The sequence below is a fragment of the Dongshaea marina genome (assembly GCF_003072645.1).
Taxonomy (GTDB): domain Bacteria; phylum Pseudomonadota; class Gammaproteobacteria; order Enterobacterales; family Aeromonadaceae; genus Dongshaea; species Dongshaea marina.
In genome coordinates this window covers 1,931,737-1,950,452 of the sequence record NZ_CP028897.1, presented here as the reverse complement: position 1 = coordinate 1,950,452, position 18,716 = coordinate 1,931,737, and the positions used below count along the sequence as shown (strand labels likewise).

21 protein-coding genes are annotated in these 18,716 nt (G+C 52.9%); 13 read left to right on the top strand and 8 right to left on the bottom strand.

Annotated features, from left to right (window positions below):
• Positions 1 to 17: 17 nt before the first annotated feature.
• The 3 genes from DB847_RS09400 to DB847_RS09390 form a co-directional block, all read right to left on the bottom strand.
• The gene (locus DB847_RS09400) at positions 18 to 1,016 is read right to left on the bottom strand and encodes an ABC transporter substrate-binding protein (protein ID WP_108650447.1); all 999 of its coding nucleotides are present in this window, start codon (positions 1,014 to 1,016) and stop codon (positions 18 to 20) included.
• Between the two features lie 70 nt (positions 1,017 to 1,086).
• Positions 1,087 to 1,740: a response regulator gene (locus DB847_RS09395; RefSeq protein WP_108650446.1), complete on the bottom strand. Its 654-nt coding sequence runs from the start codon at positions 1,738 to 1,740 to the stop codon at positions 1,087 to 1,089.
• A complete protein-coding gene (locus DB847_RS09390) occupies positions 1,737 to 3,062 on the bottom strand; it encodes an HD domain-containing phosphohydrolase (RefSeq protein WP_159084506.1) in 1,326 nt (441 codons plus the stop codon). The genes DB847_RS09395 and DB847_RS09390 overlap by 4 nt, the downstream gene beginning before the upstream one ends.
• A 126-nt stretch (positions 3,063 to 3,188) precedes the next feature.
• On the opposite strand from DB847_RS09390, the gene DB847_RS09385 reads away from it, so the two are divergent.
• The 6 genes from DB847_RS09385 (at position 3,189) to DB847_RS09360 (ending at position 8,594) form a co-directional block, all read left to right on the top strand.
• Positions 3,189 to 3,764, top strand: coding sequence for a response regulator (locus DB847_RS09385; protein WP_108650444.1), 576 nt, complete (start codon positions 3,189 to 3,191; stop codon positions 3,762 to 3,764).
• Between the two features lie 52 nt (positions 3,765 to 3,816).
• Positions 3,817 to 5,688, top strand: a complete 1,872-nt coding sequence (locus DB847_RS09380; RefSeq protein WP_108650443.1) for a sensor histidine kinase — start codon at positions 3,817 to 3,819, stop codon at positions 5,686 to 5,688.
• A gap of 18 nt (positions 5,689 to 5,706) precedes the next feature.
• Positions 5,707 to 6,090 carry a hypothetical protein gene (locus DB847_RS09375; protein WP_108650442.1) on the top strand — a complete coding sequence of 128 codons (384 nt, stop codon included), beginning with the start codon at positions 5,707 to 5,709 and terminating at the stop codon, positions 6,088 to 6,090.
• 200 nt (positions 6,091 to 6,290) lie between these two features.
• Positions 6,291 to 6,743 (top strand): SycD/LcrH family type III secretion system chaperone, encoded by a 453-nt coding sequence (locus DB847_RS09370; protein ID WP_108650441.1) that lies wholly within the window; start codon positions 6,291 to 6,293, stop codon positions 6,741 to 6,743.
• 32 nt (positions 6,744 to 6,775) lie between these two features.
• Complete coding sequence (locus tag DB847_RS09365; protein WP_108650440.1) at positions 6,776 to 7,564, top strand: hypothetical protein; 789 nt, start codon at positions 6,776 to 6,778, stop codon at positions 7,562 to 7,564.
• Between the two features lie 190 nt (positions 7,565 to 7,754).
• A complete protein-coding gene (locus DB847_RS09360; RefSeq protein ID WP_108650439.1) occupies positions 7,755 to 8,594 on the top strand; it encodes a pyridoxal phosphatase in 840 nt (279 codons plus the stop codon).
• 8 nt (positions 8,595 to 8,602) lie between these two features.
• Here DB847_RS09360 and DB847_RS09355 read toward each other — a convergent pair whose 3' ends face one another.
• A complete protein-coding gene (locus DB847_RS09355) occupies positions 8,603 to 9,325 on the bottom strand; it encodes a UDP-2,3-diacylglucosamine diphosphatase (RefSeq protein ID WP_108650438.1) in 723 nt (240 codons plus the stop codon).
• A gap of 94 nt (positions 9,326 to 9,419) precedes the next feature.
• Positions 9,420 to 9,911 carry a peptidylprolyl isomerase gene (locus tag DB847_RS09350; RefSeq protein ID WP_108650437.1) on the bottom strand — a complete coding sequence of 164 codons (492 nt, stop codon included), beginning with the start codon at positions 9,909 to 9,911 and terminating at the stop codon, positions 9,420 to 9,422.
• 162 nt (positions 9,912 to 10,073) lie between these two features.
• Between DB847_RS09350 and cysS the strand changes: the two genes are divergently transcribed.
• Complete coding sequence (gene cysS / locus DB847_RS09345) at positions 10,074 to 11,474, top strand: cysteine--tRNA ligase (protein ID WP_108650436.1); 1,401 nt, start codon at positions 10,074 to 10,076, stop codon at positions 11,472 to 11,474.
• Between the two features lie 49 nt (positions 11,475 to 11,523).
• Positions 11,524 to 12,507: a pseudouridine synthase gene (locus DB847_RS09340; protein ID WP_159084505.1), complete on the top strand. Its 984-nt coding sequence runs from the start codon at positions 11,524 to 11,526 to the stop codon at positions 12,505 to 12,507.
• A 52-nt stretch (positions 12,508 to 12,559) separates the two neighbouring features.
• Here the strand turns inward: DB847_RS09340 and pspC are convergent, their stop codons facing one another.
• Genes pspC through pspA form a run of 3 tightly spaced genes read right to left on the bottom strand, consistent with a single transcriptional unit; the run spans position 12,560 to position 13,855 of the window.
• Positions 12,560 to 12,937, bottom strand: a complete 378-nt coding sequence (pspC, locus tag DB847_RS09335; protein WP_159084504.1) for an envelope stress response membrane protein PspC — start codon at positions 12,935 to 12,937, stop codon at positions 12,560 to 12,562.
• Positions 12,927 to 13,169 (bottom strand): envelope stress response membrane protein PspB, encoded by a 243-nt coding sequence (gene pspB, locus DB847_RS09330; protein WP_199911781.1) that lies wholly within the window; start codon positions 13,167 to 13,169, stop codon positions 12,927 to 12,929. Before pspB ends, pspC begins: the two co-directional genes overlap by 11 nt.
• An 11-nt stretch (positions 13,170 to 13,180) precedes the next feature.
• Positions 13,181 to 13,855 (bottom strand): phage shock protein PspA, encoded by a 675-nt coding sequence (gene pspA, locus DB847_RS09325; RefSeq protein ID WP_108650433.1) that lies wholly within the window; start codon positions 13,853 to 13,855, stop codon positions 13,181 to 13,183.
• 172 nt (positions 13,856 to 14,027) lie between these two features.
• On the opposite strand from pspA, the gene pspF reads away from it, so the two are divergent.
• Genes pspF through DB847_RS09300 form a run of 5 tightly spaced genes read left to right on the top strand, consistent with a single transcriptional unit; the run spans position 14,028 to position 18,696 of the window.
• Positions 14,028 to 15,074, top strand: a complete 1,047-nt coding sequence (gene pspF, locus DB847_RS09320; protein ID WP_108650432.1) for a phage shock protein operon transcriptional activator — start codon at positions 14,028 to 14,030, stop codon at positions 15,072 to 15,074.
• A 3-nt stretch (positions 15,075 to 15,077) separates the two neighbouring features.
• Positions 15,078 to 16,043: an ABC transporter permease subunit gene (locus tag DB847_RS09315; RefSeq protein WP_108650431.1), complete on the top strand. Its 966-nt coding sequence runs from the start codon at positions 15,078 to 15,080 to the stop codon at positions 16,041 to 16,043.
• Positions 16,027 to 16,914: an ABC transporter permease subunit gene (locus DB847_RS09310; RefSeq protein ID WP_108650430.1), complete on the top strand. Its 888-nt coding sequence runs from the start codon at positions 16,027 to 16,029 to the stop codon at positions 16,912 to 16,914. Before DB847_RS09315 ends, DB847_RS09310 begins: the two co-directional genes overlap by 17 nt.
• Positions 16,914 to 17,963 (top strand): oligopeptide/dipeptide ABC transporter ATP-binding protein, encoded by a 1,050-nt coding sequence (locus DB847_RS09305; protein ID WP_108650429.1) that lies wholly within the window; start codon positions 16,914 to 16,916, stop codon positions 17,961 to 17,963. Before DB847_RS09310 ends, DB847_RS09305 begins: the two co-directional genes overlap by 1 nt.
• A complete protein-coding gene (locus DB847_RS09300; RefSeq protein ID WP_108650428.1) occupies positions 17,911 to 18,696 on the top strand; it encodes an ATP-binding cassette domain-containing protein in 786 nt (261 codons plus the stop codon). The genes DB847_RS09305 and DB847_RS09300 overlap by 53 nt, the downstream gene beginning before the upstream one ends.
• Positions 18,697 to 18,716 lie beyond the last annotated feature (20 nt).

Genomic DNA, 18,716 nt, shown 5'->3' with positions numbered 1-18,716 from the left:
GGTCCTGATCCCTCCGGCTACCAGATAATCGAGACTTTTTCACTGTCCAGCAGTGATAAATGAGATACATCAATCGCATCCATCAGATACACACCATTCCCCTTTGAGTCACCTCCTCTCATCCAGAGCGCCTGGGCCGATAAAGACTCCAGCAGACGCTGGCTAAACTCGACCTCAAAACGCACCTCGGGATTAAGAAACATGGGGTTCGCTCCGGAGATCCCAAGCGCTCTGGCAACGATCTCACTGGCCTTTTCCGGATGCCGCTTACTGTAACGCTCAGCATCCATCAAAGCCTCCATCAGGCGCTGCATGATCTCGGGAGAGTCACGGGAGTAGGAACGCTTGACGACCACCAGTTCAGACTGCAGGTAGGTTCCCGGCGAGGAGAACACCCGGATTCTGTCGGGCATCCTTCGTATCGCCTCGGAGACATAGGGTTCACGCATTGAGAAGGCATCAATATCACCCGCCTGTAACTTATTCACCAGCTGTTCGGCCCGATAGAAACGGGTCTGTTGCTCTTCGGCTTGGAGCTGGTGCTGCTGCTGGAACAGGTGCCAGAAGTAGTGCACGGCCGAGTATTTTTGAGTGCCGACCCGCTTCCCCCGAAGATCGGCGACTTGATTCACCCCAAGATCCCGGCGAGCAACAATTCGGTTCATGTTATAGGCGTAGTAAATGGAGCCCACCGCAACCAGGGGAAATTGCTCCAGCACGGCGGCCACAAAAGGAACATCCGCTGTGGTCACCACATCCGCTTGTCCGGTCAATAACCCCTCGCGCAGGGCTCGCTTACCACTGGGATAGGAGCTCACCACAGGTTGCAGCCCCCGTTTCTCAAAAAAGCCTCGTTCGAGTGCAATCATCACCAGAGCGGATGCGGGCTGCAGGGCTAAGCCAAGCCGGATTTTTACCTGTGCCGGCCGGGTCATCAGGTATATCCCAAAGCCACTCCCAACCACCAACAGTGCCGTTAACAGGACAATGGAAGCCACTCGCCATCCCTTGCTCATGCCTAACTCCTATCCTTGCCTCCTGAAAACTGAGCCAGAGAAGCGCTACTTTGTGATCTCAATTGGGTCGTTACTCTCCCCTACCGCCTCTGCCAACATCTCGCCAATCCTCCCAGGGCGAGTGACTGTCCCAAAACAGACTCGACCATAGCCAGGTTGGGATCTCCCAATCGATCCGGCACAAAGACTTGGTGCGGTAGTAGTGGCGGAAACTGACGAAGCGGTAGCGCTTGATCTGCTCTCGCGCCCGTAAACTCAGGGCTGGATGTCCCGCCGCAGGCTCGGCTATCTCATCACAGACCTGGAGTTCGTCTGTGATCCGCTCCTGTACCACCACGGGCTCACTTGGGGTTGACTCCAAGCGTTCGATTCTGTGGGTCACCAGTTGCTTAAGCTCGGTGTCATCCCAGGGTTTACCGATAAATTTTTCAATCACACCATCGTTAAAAGCCCCCACAACACAATCAAAATCTGTGTAGCCACTTAAGATCATCCGGCTGCACTGGGGCTGAAGCTGCTGGACTTTACGCAGCAACTCGATTCCTGTCAGGTTTGGCATCCTCTGATCACTGATCACCAGATCAAACGACTCCCGCTGACACAACACCAGGGCTTCAACGGGATCACTGCAGGCGGTGACCACGACCTGCAAGGGTCGCAGCGTGCGTTGCAGCGAGGAGAGAATTGCCGTCTCATCATCAATAATCAGAACTCTCAGGCTCATTGGTTTCGCTCCACATAGATATCCAGTGGCTGTCCCTGGTTTTTCTCAATCTGTCGAAGATGCAGGATCATGGCGTTGGTCAAGACAGTTCCCTTGGCCAGGACCCGCTCATTATTCTTGTTCAAAAGATCCCGGCTCAGGCGATTACCACTGCCGAGCTGACCCGAGCGAACCGTGCAATCCTGGGACATCAGCCCCTGCTGGAAAAACTCATCCAGCACCTTGGAGAACAACTCCAGATAGCGGGCGTTATACTTGCTCCCGGCCCGCTTTTGCAAAAACGCCAACGCATTTTCCGAGCTGTAATCCTCGGCGTAGTAGCGCCCGGATTGAAGCTCATCATAGTCATTCACTATGGTTAGCAGCTGCGCCGCAGGATGGATCTGCTCCGCTTTAAGGCCAGATGGGTAACCCGTTCCATCCAGGTATTCCTTGTGCTGTAACACCCACTGCGCCGCGTCTTTCAGGGGTTTGATCGTGGTCAAGGCCTCAAAGCTATTGACCGGGTGCTGCTGAAAGGCACTGCGTTTTTCAACATCCAGCTTGCAGTAAGAGGTTTCAAGGAGTTCATCTCTAAAGGTGATCTTTCCGATATCCCGCAACATGAAGGCATAGTTGAGCGAGCGGCAATCGGCCTCGCTGAACTCCAGCTGATGTGCCATGTGCAGCACAATCTCGGCGAGGATCTGTTGATTGTCGACTTTGTTGGTGATCCTGTGGTGAATGAGGGAGCTAAATAGCTGGATCGTTGAGCGATAACTGCTCTTAAGCTCCTTATTGGCGCGCTGCAGGTTCTGTTCATAGGACTCAAGTTTTGAGCTACTGACCACAATTTTTTGCTTGAGGGAGTCATTCATCATCTTAAGGTTGTAGTTTTGCTCCCTCGCCTTGACCCGGTGAAGCTTATCCCGGGTACGCTTGGCAACCAGATCCAGAGATTCACGCACGATCCCAAGCAGCTCCCGATCATCCCAGGGCTTGCGAACATAGCGTTGGATCTGCCCCTCATTGATCGAAGCGATGGCAGAGTCGAGATCCGCATATCCTGTCAAAATGATCCGCTCGGTATCCGGCCACTTTTGTGCCACCTCAGCGAGCAGCTCGGCACCCGACATATTGGGCATGCGCATATCACTGATGATGAGGTGGATAGTCTCCTGCTCCAATACGCGCAACCCATCGGCCGCAGACTCCGCAATATGCACCCGGCATCCCAGGCTTCGCATCAACCGCTGCAAGGAGCGTAATACAAAAGATTCATCATCCACCAGCAGGATCGCAAAGGATGAGTAATCTGTTTTCTGTTCAGCACAAGATGCCATGACGGACTCCATAGCGATTCATCTATCTACAACAACTAGTACAAGATGACGCAAGTGTCACATTTGTCTAAAAGCATTTGGCTGGCTATACCTTGTAACAGAGCCATAGCCCAAAGGCGGGATGCAATGGAGCAAAAGGTGCTGACCACAGGAGAGGTTGCTCAGTATTGTCAGGTCAACCTGAGAACTGTCATCCGCTGGATAGACAAGGGATATCTGCGAGCTTACAAACTGCCGGGACGCGGCAATAACCGGATCCCCCTGGATGCCTTTATCGAGTTTATCCAACAACACAATATGCCGCTGCCTCAGGAGCTTCAGCCCCTGTTACGTCCCAGGGTACTGATCGTCGATGATGAGCCAGAGGTCACCCACGCCATCGGCCGACTGTTGCATCGACACAAGTTCGAGTGTCGCGAAGTCAACGATGGATTCAGCGCCGGGGTTGCCTTAGGCGAATTCAAACCCCAGCTGGTCACCCTGGATCTGGGGATGCCGGATATGGATGGGTTTGCTGTCCTTAAGCAGATCCGCAGCGTTTCAGAGCATATCCGGATCCTGGTGATCTCGGCACTCGCTGAGGAGAAGCTCCAGCAGGCTCTGGAGCATGGTGCAGACGCGATTATAGCCAAACCCTTTGAAAGCGACGAGCTGCTTGAGCAGATCACTCAACTACTCGGTGAAGGGATGAAGGAGACATGAGGATGAAGCGGGCTCTCACTCACCCCCAGCGAGCCGGGACCGGAGTCACTGGATGAGAGTACGCTACCCAAAAACCGGCTCCCGCAGAACAACGCATAGGATCAGTATCGTCAGCCTGATGAGCCGGCTAATCGTTCTGAGCATGAGTCTTTTGGGCCTTATTTTTTTGCTACTCACCATCTTTCAGGTCAACTCGGGGATATCCAGGCTAAAACAGGACTCTATCCATCATGCCCGCAGCGATATTCTACGCAACATGGATCTGTTCTTTCATGACAGGATCAGCATGCTCCAAAACTTTGCCGGGCTCTCTTTGGTGACCCAGGGGCTTATGAATCCGGCTCAGGAGCTGAACACCACGGTTCAGATCCTGAGCGAGCTTGAGTTTCATGGCAAACAGCATGTTTTTAGCCTGCTTGATACCAGCGGGAAACTTCTGTACAGCAATAACCCCCACCCAGTCTACCTGTCTGATCCCAAGCTCGCAAAGCTGCTCAGAGGAGAGAAGCGCCAGCTCATCGATCTCGTCATGCTTGAGAAAGGCTATGGGTGGATCCTTGCGGTTCCGGTTAAGCACAGCCAGCAGATCCTGGGAGCCCTGGTGATTGAGATGCCTCTTTATTTCTTTACCCGGGTGCTGGACAAGATGTCAGAGCTTAATGTGCAGCAGCTTAGTCTGTTCCATAAGGAGAAACTGCTCCACAGCTTTGGTGCCAAGAGTACACCTCCCTCAAAGTTATCCAATAGCCTGCATATCCATGGCGCGGATCTCTTCTTTGAGGTGGATACCACCGAACTCTACTCCGCCCGTAACCATCTGCTGATAGGACTCATCATCGCCGGTTGGTTACTCACCCTGCTATTTGCCTTTATCACCCACTACTACGCAACCCGCTATATATGCCGGCCGATAGAGCTGCTGAAAAATGCCATCATCCAGATCCAGTCCGGGAGTGGCTCAGGAAAGCGCCTCAAAACAAACTACAAGGTCACTGAGATCTATCAGCTGGCGCATAGCTTCAATCGAATGGTCAGAGCCATCAAGCAACGGGAGATCACCCTCAAAGAGCAAAACATGGCACTGGAAAAACTCAACGGTGATTATCAGCAAAGCCAGGATCAGCTGCTCCAGTCCGAAAAGATGGCGAGCCTCGGAGTGCTCTCCGCCGGTATTGCTCATGAGATCAACAACCCCCTGAGCTTTATCAAGAGTAACCTCAATACCGTCAATGGGTACCATCACCTGTTTCTCAAACTGGTTAATTTCTGTTACCAGCATCAGCATGAGGCGGATCTGCCTCAACAGTTACCCAAGATGATGCAGGATCTCGATGATCAGGATATGGCCTTTGTACTGCAAGATCTCAAGCCCCTGATGACAGAATCCTTAGAAGGGGTTGAGCGAGTCCAAGAGATCATTGAGGGCCTTCGCAGCTTCTCACGCAGTGATAAGTCCGAAGTATTTCGGGTCGATATTAACCAGTTATTAGAGTCAACCCTGCGAATGGTTTGGAATGAGCTCAAATATCATTGCCAGATCCATAAAGAGCTCCTCGAGCTGCCACCGGTCAACGGCTGCCAGGGTAAACTTAAACAGGTCTTTTTAAACCTGCTGGTCAATGCCGCTCAGGCGATAGATGGTAAGGGAGATATATTCGTACGTAGCCGCCGGGATGGAGACTTTGTGGTGGTCGAGATTGAAGATACAGGCCAGGGGATGAGCAACGAAACCCTGGCACGGCTTTTCACCCCCTTCTTTACCACCAAGCCCATAGGCAAGGGAACCGGACTCGGACTATCGATCAGCCATGGAATCGTGGAAGAGCACGGTGGAAAGATTGGGGTAGAAAGTACCCTGGGTACGGGGAGTGTCTTTAGCGTATGGCTCCCTGTCAGTGAGCAACAACAAAGCAGAGCAAGCTAGCTCAAGGAGCAGATATCAATGGCATCATCCCATTTTAAACAATGTCCCTGCTGCCATGAGAGATGGCGTTGTCGTGAAGAGTTTTTAGCCGATCCAAGTATTGAATTAGAGGGCTATAAGGTCGATTTTACAGATCTGGAGCAGGGACTGTTTCTGTTTACCCACCGCCAGGAGGGATGTGGCTCCACCATCGCCATTGAGGTTTGCGACTTTAAGGCGCTCTACCCCCATACCATCTATCAGGAACGTAAGACCGGTGACCCCGACTGCCCTTGCTACTGCCTGCATAAGGATCTGCTTGCTCGCTGCGAAAACCAGTGCCAATGTGCCTTTGTGCGGGAGGTGATCCACATCATTCGCCACACTCCGAAACGAAAACGGGCGGTGGTTGAGCATTCATAAAAGTGAGAAGGAGGCCTGGGACTGAGATTAAAAGCCTCTCCCAGGCGAGATCCCAAATCGAGAACGAGACAAGTATATCTCTCAAAGCCCCATAGCTGGCTCCCCAAAAGTAATAGCCTTTCAACTTTTCAAAAAGATTATTTCTTTAAAAAAAGACACCATCTACTGATAAGAGATCCTATAGCAAGAGATGTTGTCCCATGAGTGATTTCAAAGAGCTGAGCCTTTTTTGTCAACAAGTGCTGGAGCAGGGAAAGTCCCTGGCTGAATTGAAAAATATTTCACCTCAGGAGCTGGAAAGAGTTTACTCCCGGGCTTTTGATAGCTACCAAAATGGCTGTTACTCCTGCGCCCTGGAAGATTTCAGTTACCTGGTGATCCATAACCCCTGGGACCGGCGTTTTCATATCGCCCTGGGCTCGACTCTTCAAAACCTCGGCCAATACCAGGATGCCCTGAGTTTCTTTGGACTGGCTCTGTTTATGGATGCCTGTGATCCCCTGCCCTCCTACCGAATCGCCCAGTGCCTTATCGAGCTCAGAGAGCTCTCATCAGCCAGGGATGCTCTGCAAACCGCCGTCCAGCAAAGTTACTCAGACCCTGAGCATGAACAGATAAGAGAGCTGGCAAACTCCCTGCTACTCACGCTGTAGCCTTTACCAACGAACACATACAGGAAATAAATATGGAACGTATATCCGGGAGCAGTGGCTCCCTGTCAATTCAGCACTCAGCAAGTGTCGATAAAAGTACCCAAACCACTGTTCAAGATATCTCTCTTAGCCCTCCAAGAGATGTGAGTCCGACTGATAGCCTGCAAAAACAAGCGAATGAGGCTCTGGATAGGGCGGAAGCTGCAACCAAGGAAGCCAAACAACTCGGGATCGATTTAGCAAAAAAAGAGTTCGTTAATAAGATGATCACTTTGGGATTATCAACCGTTGCGCTGGGGCTAGCCATAGCGACAACCATTTTGACCGGAGGCACCGGAGCCCCTCTTGTTGCCCTGGCTGGTGCTGCTTTTCTGCTATCTATCGCTGATGCCGGATGTGCTCTCTATGACTGGCGTAATAAAGCCGGTGGTGGCGAAGGCCTCGCCATGGGAGGAGACTCATTGGCCAATGCCGTTCATGCATTGGCCACCACTCTTGGTAGCAGTGATGAAAGCGCAAAAAGCTGGGGACGCAACACATCTGTCATCAGCAGACTCGCCCTGACTCTGGCGACCATCTGGACCGGCTTTGCCGCTCCAGCCGCCTCTGTGGTTGGAAGTGCAGCTTCCTATATGAGTGGTATATCTACGGCTAAAATATCTGCTTCATCTATCTGGGGAGCTTACATGGATGCAACCCCAAAAACATCCGACCGAAAGCAGGAGCTGGAAAACATGGTAGCCGTACTTGAAGGAAGGCTCGACCAGATGCTCACAGACCTCATCCCCAAGAGTGAGGCGAATCAGGTAGTTACATCCTAGGGGTACATAAATACAGTTAGACCAACTTTCGACTCCACTAAATCCAGTGGAGTCGAACTTATAAATACGCACCGAACATCAATCTCTTATTGATCCCGGCAGCACAACTCAGCTTCTGTCATTTTAAAACCACCCAGGGATCGGTATGCTGATCCTCCATGGAACGAAACTCTTTCACAGGTGGTGAAAAATGACCTATCGCGCTATCGCCCTGGATCTGGATGGTACCCTTCTCAACAGCCAGCAGCAGATTGACCCCAAAACCCGTCAACTGTTGCAGGTTGCCCGTGAGCAGCAGTACCAGATCTACCTGGTAACCGGACGCCATCACTCAAGTGCTATCGGCTACCATGCCGAGCTCGCCCTTGAAACGCCGCTTATCTGCTGTAACGGTGCCTATAGCTATGACAGGATCAATCAGGAGGTTCTCGATGGAAACCCTCTGAACCCCGAGCAGGCGCTTAAGATTGTTGAGATGGCTCGAAAGAGTGGGGTCCACCTGCTGATGTATCTCAGCGATGCCATGACCTATGAGGAGCCGACACAGCACCTTTTGAGCATGCAGCGTCATGGCCAGGATCGCCCGGAGAACCTCAGACCCAGGCTCCGTCATCTCGCAAACTTTGAGCAAAGAATCCAAGCCGGAGACACCATCTGGAAATTTGTGCTGTCAGACTCACATAGCGACCGGTTGCAACAGCTTGTCAGCAAGCTGTGTGATGCCCTTCCCCTGAGCTGTGAATGGTCCTGGCATGACAGGGTTGATGTCGCCCTGGCCGGGAACTGCAAGGGGAGTCGGCTCGCCCAGTGTTTGATCAGGGATGACATCTCGCCCCGGGAGCTGATCGCTTTTGGTGACAACTACAACGACCTCAGCATGTTGCAACTCGCAGCCATGGGAGTGGCCATGGGCAACGCCGATCAGAATATCAAGGAGCAGGCCGACCGAGTGACTCTGAGCAATGAGCTCAGCGGTATCGCCCATGTGCTGGAGCCACTGCTAACCTCGGAATTCTGTAGCCAGGAATAGATCTCTATTTAACAGGAGTGCAGAGTGAACTCGTCATGCTGGTATTCAAGATAACTGCCGCAGGTATCACTCCAATCCCCCAACACTATTCTCTGCGCTTTCTCTTCCCCGAGCTTGAGAGGATGAACTGCAGCCCTGTGGGTGTGTCCATGAATCAGGGTGCAAACCTGGTAACGCTCCAGATAGTCGAGAACTGTATGTGGCGAGACATCCATCAGCCCGGACTGTTTCTCCTGGTTTTCGGCTTCACTGGAGGCGCGGATCTTTTTAGCTATTTTCCGCCGAACCCATAGCGGCAAGCTAAGAAACAGTAGCTGTAGCCAAGGCTTATGCACGGTACGCCGATACTTCTGATACCCTTCGTCATCGCTGCATAAGAGATCGCCATGGGTCAGAAGAACCGGCCTATCATCAAACCGGGCCAGGTGAGGATCGCTTATCAGTTGCATCCCAGCACGCTTGGCGTAGCGCTTGCCCAGCAGAAAATCACGATTACCAGCCATCAGGTACAGAGGAATACCAGAGTCTGATACCGCCTTAAACAGGCCGGCTATTTTCAGGTGAAATGAGCTGCGATCATCATCGCCAATCCAGCTATCAAAGAGATCGCCTAACACATAGAGAGCATCGGCTTCAGGAGTCTGCTCCTGAAGAAACTGCTCCAGCTTACCGGTGATCCCAGGACGCTCCTCGCTCAGGTGAAGATCAGATATTAGCAGAACTCGTGACACTCGGACCCCATTAGCGTAATCGAAGGAAGGCGGCAGGTAAGACTATAACAGAGAAAGATTCAGGGAAGCCCACTTAAGAGGCTCCCCCTGAAGATTACTCGACTTCAACGCGCTCGATCAGCACATCTTCAACCGGTACGTCCTGGTGGAAGCCATAGCTGCCAGTTGCAACACCCTTGATTTTTTCGACCACATCCATCCCTTCGGCCACTTCGCCAAACACACAGTAGCCCCAGCCCTGCATATTTTCAGCTTTGAAATCCAGGAAGTTGTTGTCATTCACATTGATGAAAAACTGAGCCGTCGCAGAATGAGGATCATTGGTCCGTGCCATCGCCAGGGTGCCCTTCTTATTTGAAACACCATTGTTGGCTTCGTTTTTAACCGGCTTACGGGTGCCCTTCTCTTCAAAGCCTGGCATGTAACCACCGCCCTGAACCATAAAGCCATCGATAACCCGGTGGAACAGGGTGCCATCATAGTGACCATCGCGGCAATATTGCAGGAAGTTCTCGACAGTCGCCGGTGCCTTGTCAGCAAACAGCTCAAGCTTAATCGGTCCATAAGTGGTGTGTAAGGTTACCATTCGCTATTCCTCAATAAGATAAAATCTCGGCGATTCTATCTTATGCGCAACTCAGGGAAAAGAGCAGATCGACCCGGATGAGCCAAAAGCCTGATTTTGACTCGTGTTATCCCGCGCTTGGGGTTAGAATGAGGTGCAAATTAAATAAGGTTCATAGACGTAATGCTTCAAATATTCAATACCCTGACTCGTAAGAAAGAACCCTTTACCCCGATCACTCCGGGAAAAATCGGCATGTATGTGTGTGGTGTCACCGTTTATGATCTCTGCCATATCGGACATGGCAGAACCTGTGTCGCCTTCGACGTGATGACCCGCTATTTCCGTTACCTGGGATACGATCTGACCTTTGTGCGTAACGTCACCGATGTTGATGATAAGATCATCGCACGCGCCAACGAAAACGGTGAAAGCTGCGAAGAGCTTACCACCCGCATGATTGCCGAGATGCACAAAGACTATGATGCACTCGGAATCGCCCGCCCTGATATCGAACCCAGGGTCACCGATTATATCCCTGAGATCATTGCATTTGTCGAGCGGCTGGTTGAGCGTGAACACGCCTATGTTGCCGACAACGGTGATGTACTGTTTGCCGTTGACAGCTTTAAGGATTACGGCAAGCTCTCTCGTCAGGATCTTGAGCAGCTCCAGGCGGGTGCCCGGGTTGGGATTGAAGAGGCCAAACGTAACCCACTGGATTTTGTGCTGTGGAAGATGTCCAAGTCTGGCGAGCCAAGCTGGGACTCCCCCTGGGGAGCGGGTCGTCCGGGATGGCATATCGAGTGTTCCGCGATGAACTCCAAGCTACTGGGGACCCACTTTGATATTCATGGTGGCGGCTCTGATCTACAGTTCCCCCATCATGAAAATGAGATTGCTCAGTCCTGCTGCGCCTTTGACACCCCTTACGTCAACACCTGGATCCACTCCGGAATGGTGATGGTCGACCGGGAGAAAATGTCCAAATCTCTGGGTAACTTCTTCACCATCCGTGATGTCCTCAAATATTATGATCCTGAGACGGTACGTTTCTTCCTGATGTCTGGTCACTACCGCAGTCAGCTGAACTACTCCGAGGAAAACCTCAAGCAGGCCCGTGCTTCTCTGGAGCGCCTCTATACCGCACTGCGGGATCTGGATACCAGTGTCGATGAGCAGCCTGAGCTCATCGCACCTTTCGAAGAGCGCTTTAAGCTGGCGATGAATGATGATTTCAACACGCCGGAAGCTTACTCTGTACTGTTTGATATGGTCACCGAGATCAACCGCCTCAAGGCCAAAGAGCCGGCACAGGCCGCAAGCCTTGCCGCAGGCCTCAAGCGCATTGGCGGGATCTTAAGCATACTGCAGCAGGATCCTCAGCGTTTCCTGCAGTCCTCGGCGAATGCCGAAGACAGTGACAGCAATGAGATCGCCCATATCGAGGCCCTGATCGCGACCCGTAACCAGGCGCGTATCGATCGCGACTGGGCCCTGTCTGACGAGGTTCGAGACAAGCTCAACGCCATGGGGATCGAGCTGGAAGATGGTCCGAACGGAACCAGCTGGCGCCGTAAGTAAGCAAAACACTCCCCCGTGCCCGGCGCGGGGGAGTTTGACTCCCCGCATCATGACTCAAAATACCTCCGATACCCAACTCCCTGGCGCTACAGAGTTTTCATCGAAGACCCCAAAGTCCGCTGACGGGCTCAACCTACTGGACTACCTTGAAACCTGCATCCCCAGGCAATCCCGCGAGCAGTGGCAAAGCCTCATCAATGAAGGAGCGGTGCTCCTGGATACAAAACGAGCCGAAGCTGAGCTGCGCCTTCAACCAGGGCAGAAACTAAGCTACCGGATCCGGGGCTACCAGGAGCCCGAAGTCCCCACCGACTGGCAACTATTGTGGGAAAACAGTGAGCTGGTTGCGGTACATAAGCCTGCCGGACTACCGGTCAGCCGCACCACCCGCAATGTGTATAACACCCTGGTGCAACTCATTGGGCGGGAATCCTCCTGGCCTGATGTGCATCTTCTGCACCGCCTGGATAAAGAAACCTCGGGGATCATCTTGCTTGGGAAAAACAAGCAGGCGGCCCAGCGCTGGCAACCCCGGCTCAAATCCCTGCTGGCTCGCAAAACCTATCGTGCCATCGTTCATGGCGAGCCTCAATGGGATCACTATACCCTCAGCTGCAAGCTCAGTCCCCGGGATGACTCACCGATCCGCTGCCAGATGCATATCTGCCACCCCGACGAAAAGGGGAAGGAGTCTCAAACCCGGTTCAGGGTATTGCAACGCGGTGATGGGTTCTCCCTCATCGAGTGCGAGCTGCTGACGGGGCGCAAGCATCAGATCCGGGCCCACCTCGCCCACCTGGGTCATCCCATAGTGGGTGATAAGATCTATGCACACGGGGGCCATTACTTTCTCAAACGTTGTAAAGATGGCCTCAGTGAACAGGATCTCAAGACTCTTGGCTCGCCCCATCATCTGCTACACGCCTACCGGGTCGAACTCAACTGCCCGGGTGGTCAAATCCTGACAGATACAACTCGCTCTGAGTATTGGCTTAATTTTTGTGAAAAGGTCGGGATATGCGAACCCCGATAGAGATCTGCTCTAGATGACCTCCGGCGGGGCCGGAGGTTTGTCGGTATTGGGCTTAGAGATCTCTGAACTTTCGGTGCAGATTGAACGCCTCAGAGGTCAGCTCCTGCTCCAGTCGCTGTACTCTGGGCTCAAGTGCGTCTAACTGATCCTCGATACGCTGCAATCGCTCTTTGGGCGTTCCCCCGTGGCCCGAGGGTGAACTCCCGTAGCCACCGGGATTTTCAAAAGATTGATCACTGCGTTTATCTAAAAACAACCAGGCCACCAGATACAGCAGGACTGAGATCGGCATTGAGAACAGCAGCAGAACGACTGCAATCACCCGGATCACCCAGATCTCGACACCAAAATAGCGTGCAATGCCGGCACACACGCCTCCCAAAACACCTCGGGCCGGATCCCGGTATAGCCCATAACCATTAGCGTTCATGACGTTCTCTCCAGCCCGGCAATTCAGCATCCAGTAGTGCTTCCAGATTCTCAACTCTGTGTTGCAATCGCTCGCCCGTGTCACATAGCTGATCCAGCCGCTCCAGGGACTGCTTGTCGAGATGCTCCTGGCGACGCCGCTGACTCCGATAGTGAAGGACCAACCACACCGGAGCCACGATGATCAAAAAGATACACAGGGGTACCACCAGAGTTTCCAATAGTGCAGCCATCAATCATCCTCTCACTTCTTGCTCTTGCTATCACGCCCCAGCTTCTTCTTGAGCGCCTCCAACTCCTCTTTGACCTTATCATCGCTCTGAAGCTTTTCAAACTCCTGCTCCAGCTCACTGGAAGTTGCACTATACGCCTCAGCCTGAGCCTCCATCCGCTCAATTTTCTGCTCCATCATCTCAAACTTATCCAAGACTCGCTGACTGGTTCCCTTTTCAACCTGCTGTTGCACCTTGACCCGAGAACTAGCCGCCTGATGGCGTAAAACCAGTGCTTTTTGACGCTCCCTGGCATCCTTGAGCTTTTCCTGAAGCAGAGCGATCGCCTCTCCCAGTTGATCTACCGACTCAATCACCAGCTCAAGCTCATGCTCAACACTCTCCAGCAAGCTTTGTTGTTTTTGTTTTTCCACAAGTGCCGCATGAGCTAAATCTTCTTTACCATGGTTGATTGCCAGCTCAGCTTTCGCCTGCCACTCCAGGATCTGGGCCCCCAGCCCCTCAATCCGTCGCTCGATCGACTTACGATTCGCCAGAAAACGCGCAAGGTTTGATCGCTCCTGAACCAGCTGCTCCTCCATCTCCTGAATGATCAGCCGGATCAGTTTTTGCGGATCCTCCGCCTTATCCAGCAAAGCACTGATGTTCGAATTCACAATATCAGCCAAACGCGAAAAAATACCCATTGCTCTGTCCTCATCGGTTGGTTCACTCCCTCTGTAGAGCAGAATTGATGCCAACCGCTCTCAATCACTAGCTAATTGATTTTTATGAAAAAATATTTTAATCCACTGGAAAACCTCAAGAATAAGTGTTTAAATTGACCTAAATGTGGTCATTTTAGCCAAGGAATTTGTAATGGCCAGTGCCAACGAAAACAACTCCCCCCTGCTCGGAGAGAGTCCGCTGTTCATGGCCCTGCTGGAGCGGGTTTCACAGCTGGCTCCCCTGGATAAGCCTGCTCTTATCGTCGGAGATCGAGGCACCGGAAAAGAGCATATCGCCCGGCGTCTCCATTACCTCTCCGAGCGCTGGAGCCAGCCCTTCATCTCGCTAAATTGTGCCTCACTCAATGAAAACCTGCTTGAGAGTGAACTGTTTGGTCACGAAGCTGGTGCTTTTACCGGTGCCAACAAGCAACATAAGGGACGATTTGAGCGAGCCAATGGCGGAACCCTGTTTCTTGATGAACTGGCCACCAGCTCATCCAGGGTTCAGGAGAAGCTTCTCAGAGTGATCGAGTATGGTGAGCTTGAAAGAGTGGGGGGACGCCAACCGCTGAAGGTGGATGTCCGCCTAGTTTGTGCCACCAACCAGGATCTCCCCAAGCTGGCTGCTCAGGGCGAGTTTCGCTCCGATCTGCTGGACCGGCTGGCCTTTGACGTACTAACTCTCCCTCCCCTGCGCCACCGCCAACAAGATATTCTGCTACTGGCCGAACACTTTGCCATTGAGATGACCCAGGAGCTCAACTATCCACATTTCCTGGGGCTCAGTGAAGGCGTCCGGAAGCAGCTCATGGGCTATCCCTGGCCGGGTAATATCCGCGAGCTAAAAAATGTGATCGAACGAAGCATCTATCGCCAGGCCGATCCCAACGAACCCCTGCAGCAGTTGGTGATCGATCCCTTCGCATGTGAATGGCCCAAGGATGATCAAGAGGCCGAGCCTAATCAGGCCCCCCCTCTACTCCCGGTCAATCTCAAACAGTATCTTGCAGACCTGGAGCAGCAGATGATCCGACAAGCCCTGCAGCAGAGCCAATTTAATCAACGAAGAGCTGCCGGTTTACTGGGACTCAGTTATCATCAATTAAGAGGTATACTAAGACGCACCTCCCCGGAGCCTGCGGGGGGTGGCAAGATAAATCCCTGTGATCAGAGTTTCCGGGAAGAGAAGGAGTGATCGGTGTTTAACTATCTGCTACGTCGCCTGATCCTGATGACGATCACCCTGCTGGTTTTGAGCCTGTTCATCTTCATGCTGGAGATCGAGCTACTCAACCCCGAGATGCAATCCGGATATATTCTGGGTTATTTCAATTTTATTGGGACACTGTTTGAGGGTTTCTTTGTCATCGGCAGCAATAGTAAACCGATCGCATTTAGCCAGATCATGCACCACTTCTCTGCGACCCTGGAACTTTTTTGTGCCACCTTGCTGATCTCTGGCCTAATCGCCCTACCGATTGCGATTCTCGGTGCCATCACCCCAAAGCAGCGCCTCAAGCAGTTAGTACGGATGTTTTGTGTGATCGGTTCCTCTTTTCCTATCTTCTGGCTTGCGCTGCTGGTGTTAATGCTCGCCGCGGCTTACCCGGATAAACTTCCCCTGTTTGGCTCACTGGGATTGCTCTATCCGATCAAGGCAGTCACTGGCTCTCAGATCATCGATATCCTGCTCTCGGATAGCCCCTACCGGAGCGCCGCCCTATGGAGCGCTCTCAAGCATCTGCTGCTGCCGGTTGCAGTCCTCTCACTGCCCATCGGCTGTGAGATGATCCGCTTTATTCAGGATTCAATCGAAAAAGTTCAGCAACAGGGATATATGCAGCTTGCGATGGCTCGTGGGGTGCAGCCCGCCCGGCTGATGCTCCGCCACGGATTTCGAAATTCCATCCCCCTGGTCATCCCTGAACTGGTCTTTCTCAGTGGCCACCTGATGACCGGCGCCCTCATCATAGAGATCATCTTTAATCGGCCCGGCATGGGGCGCTGGTTGCTGTTTAATATCCACCAGCATCAATACGCGACCTTCAGTGCCGGAGTGTTGATGGTTTCAGCTTTTGTGATCCTGTTTGCGACCGCCCTGGATCTGCTGTCGCTGCTGCTGTTTCCTGCCCGGAGGCTTGCCTATCATGAACAAACCCAGTAGCAAGGCCAATGAGTTTGCTCCTCCCTTGTTACGCTGCTGGCAACAGTTTCGCAGCGAATGGCTGTCAGTGATCTGTTTCTGGGGAGTCTTCTGGCTGACGCTGTTTGTGTTTATGGGGCCTCTGTTCTCAGCTCTATCCAGCCATGTATTTCAAAGCTCAAGTGAGCTGCTGCCACCCGCCTGGGTGACCCAGGGGAACCTGGATCACCTGTTTGGCACCGATGAACAGGGCCGAGATCTGTTCTTTCGTATCCTATCGGGAGCTCAGTATACGGTCGGGGGTGCCCTGCTGGTACTGATTATTGCGCTGCCCATAGGTTGTGGTATCGGGTTCGCGAGCGCCATCAGCCGGGGAGTTCGTGCCTCGGTACTCAACCACCTGATGGATCTCTTTATCGCCATCCCCTCCCTGCTGCTGGTACTGGCAATTGTCGCCATGCTGGGCCCGGGATTTACCAATACCTTACTGGCGATCACCCTGTCACAGATCCCGCGCTTCATCCGGGAGTCTCACGATATTCTTGAGCAGGAGATGCATAAAGACTATGTGCAGGCCCTCAGGCTTGACGGGATCCGCCCATGGCAGCTCTTAGGCTGTGGGATCCTCAACAATCTGCTCCCTCACTTCATTTTGTTGTCGATCCAAACCATCTCAAGGAACATTGCGCTGATTGCCGCCATGGGTTTTTTGGGCCTTGGAGCCAGGGCAACCCAGGCCGAGTGGGGACTGATGCTGCGCGAAGCTCATCAGCTTCTTTTTATTGCCCCCTGGAACCTGCTCCTTCCGGGCATTGCTGTCTTCCTGAGCATGCTGACATTTAACCTGCTGGGAAACCGAATCAAGCGGATCTTTGATCAGGAGCTCAACTGATGGCGATGCTGGATATTCGTAACCTGATCCTGGATATTGAGCACCAGCCTCAACCGATCCGGGTGCTGGATGCCATCAACCTGACCCTCAATGAGGGAGAGGTCCATGCCGTCATAGGTAACGCAGGATCCGGAAAGAGCCTGATCACCCGGGCCCTGATGGGCTTGTATAAACCGGATTGGATGCTACACATGGATCGGCTATTTTTTGATGGGGTCGATCTACTGGAGCTCTCCCTCAAAGAGCGCCGTCAGACCATCAAACAGCAGACCGCACTGATCTTCCAGGATCCCATCGCCTGTCTCGACCCTTCGATGACGATTGCCAAACAGGTCGGACTGCAGCTTCTTCGCTACCACAGGCGTAAGGGCAAACAAAAGCGTCTTAAAAAAGTCGATAAACAGCAGCAGATCGCAGCTCTGCTACACAGGGTTGGGATCAATCAACACGAGTTGGTGATGAACTCCTACCCGGCGGAGCTCACCCGCGGGATCTGCCAAAAAGTGATGATCGCCATGGCACTGGCCCGTGAGCCAAGGTTACTGATCGCAGACGAGCCCCTCCAGTCTCTGCCGCCTCAGACTCAGGCCCAGATCCTCAGACTTCTGGCCAAGTCCAATCAGCTCAATGGCACCACCATTTTGCTGTTTAGCCAGGATCTGTGCAGCATCGCACACTTTGCAGACCGGCTGACCATTCTCTACTGTGGGCAGATAGTCGAGTCTGGTCCCGCCGAAGAGCTTCTGGGGCACCCCCGTCACCCTTACACCCAGGCTCTACTCAATGCCAGCCCTCAGAGCTACCGGGCGCTTCCTCATCAGGCCGAACTCCCAGTTCTCAAGGGAACCCTTCCGGCTCTGAGCGCCCTTCCCAAAGGGTGCCGCCTGGGCCCGCGCTGTCCCAGCGCCCAACAAAAATGTGTGCAATCCCCTCCCCTTGTCCAGGAGAAAAATCGCAGCTACCGTTGTCACTTCCCGCTTACCATGGAGCCTACTGATGATCCCGAAAGCCCCCCTGCTCAAAGTTCAGGGCCTGACAAAAAGCTATAAGAGCCGTGGCCGCTGGCTCAACCATTTTACGCTGCGGGCCCTGGATCACGTCAGTTTTACCCTCCAGCCTCAACGGGTACTGGCGGTTACGGGAGGCTCGGGATCGGGAAAAACCACCTTGCTGCGCCTGCTCGCAGGTATCGATACTCCGGATAGTGGAAAAATCGAGCTTTGCGCTCTGCCCAAAATGAAAGAACTCCCGCCGCGCCACCACTGCATCCGGATGATTTTCACCACCCAGAACCATGGCCTCAACCCACTGTTGTGTGTCGGTAAAAACCTGGAGCAGCCTCTGCTGCATACCAACATTGAATCTGCAGAGCAGCGCCACCAGCAGATCCTTGAGGCCCTCTCTTTAGTCGAGTTGCTCCCGGAGCATTACGATTTTTACCCCCATCAGCTTAGCCTGGGTGAAAGGATCAGGGTCGCCATCGCCCGGGCAATTATAGTCAAGCCGCGGCTGCTGCTGGCTGATGATTTTCTATCACACCTGGACAGGACGGCCCAGGCTCAGATGGTCAACCTTCTGCTCAAGCTGCGTCTGGAGCTAAAACTTGGCCTGATTATCTGTTTCAGTGATATCGATCTCATCCGTCACCTGAGCGATCAGTTACTGATCATGCACCAGGGACGGATCATCGAAAAAGGCAGCAGCCAGAAGATCCTCGCCAAACCCAAACACCCGATCAGCCAGCGACTGATCGATAGCTTCTATAACGAGTTTCGATTATGACCTCCATACGACAGCTGATG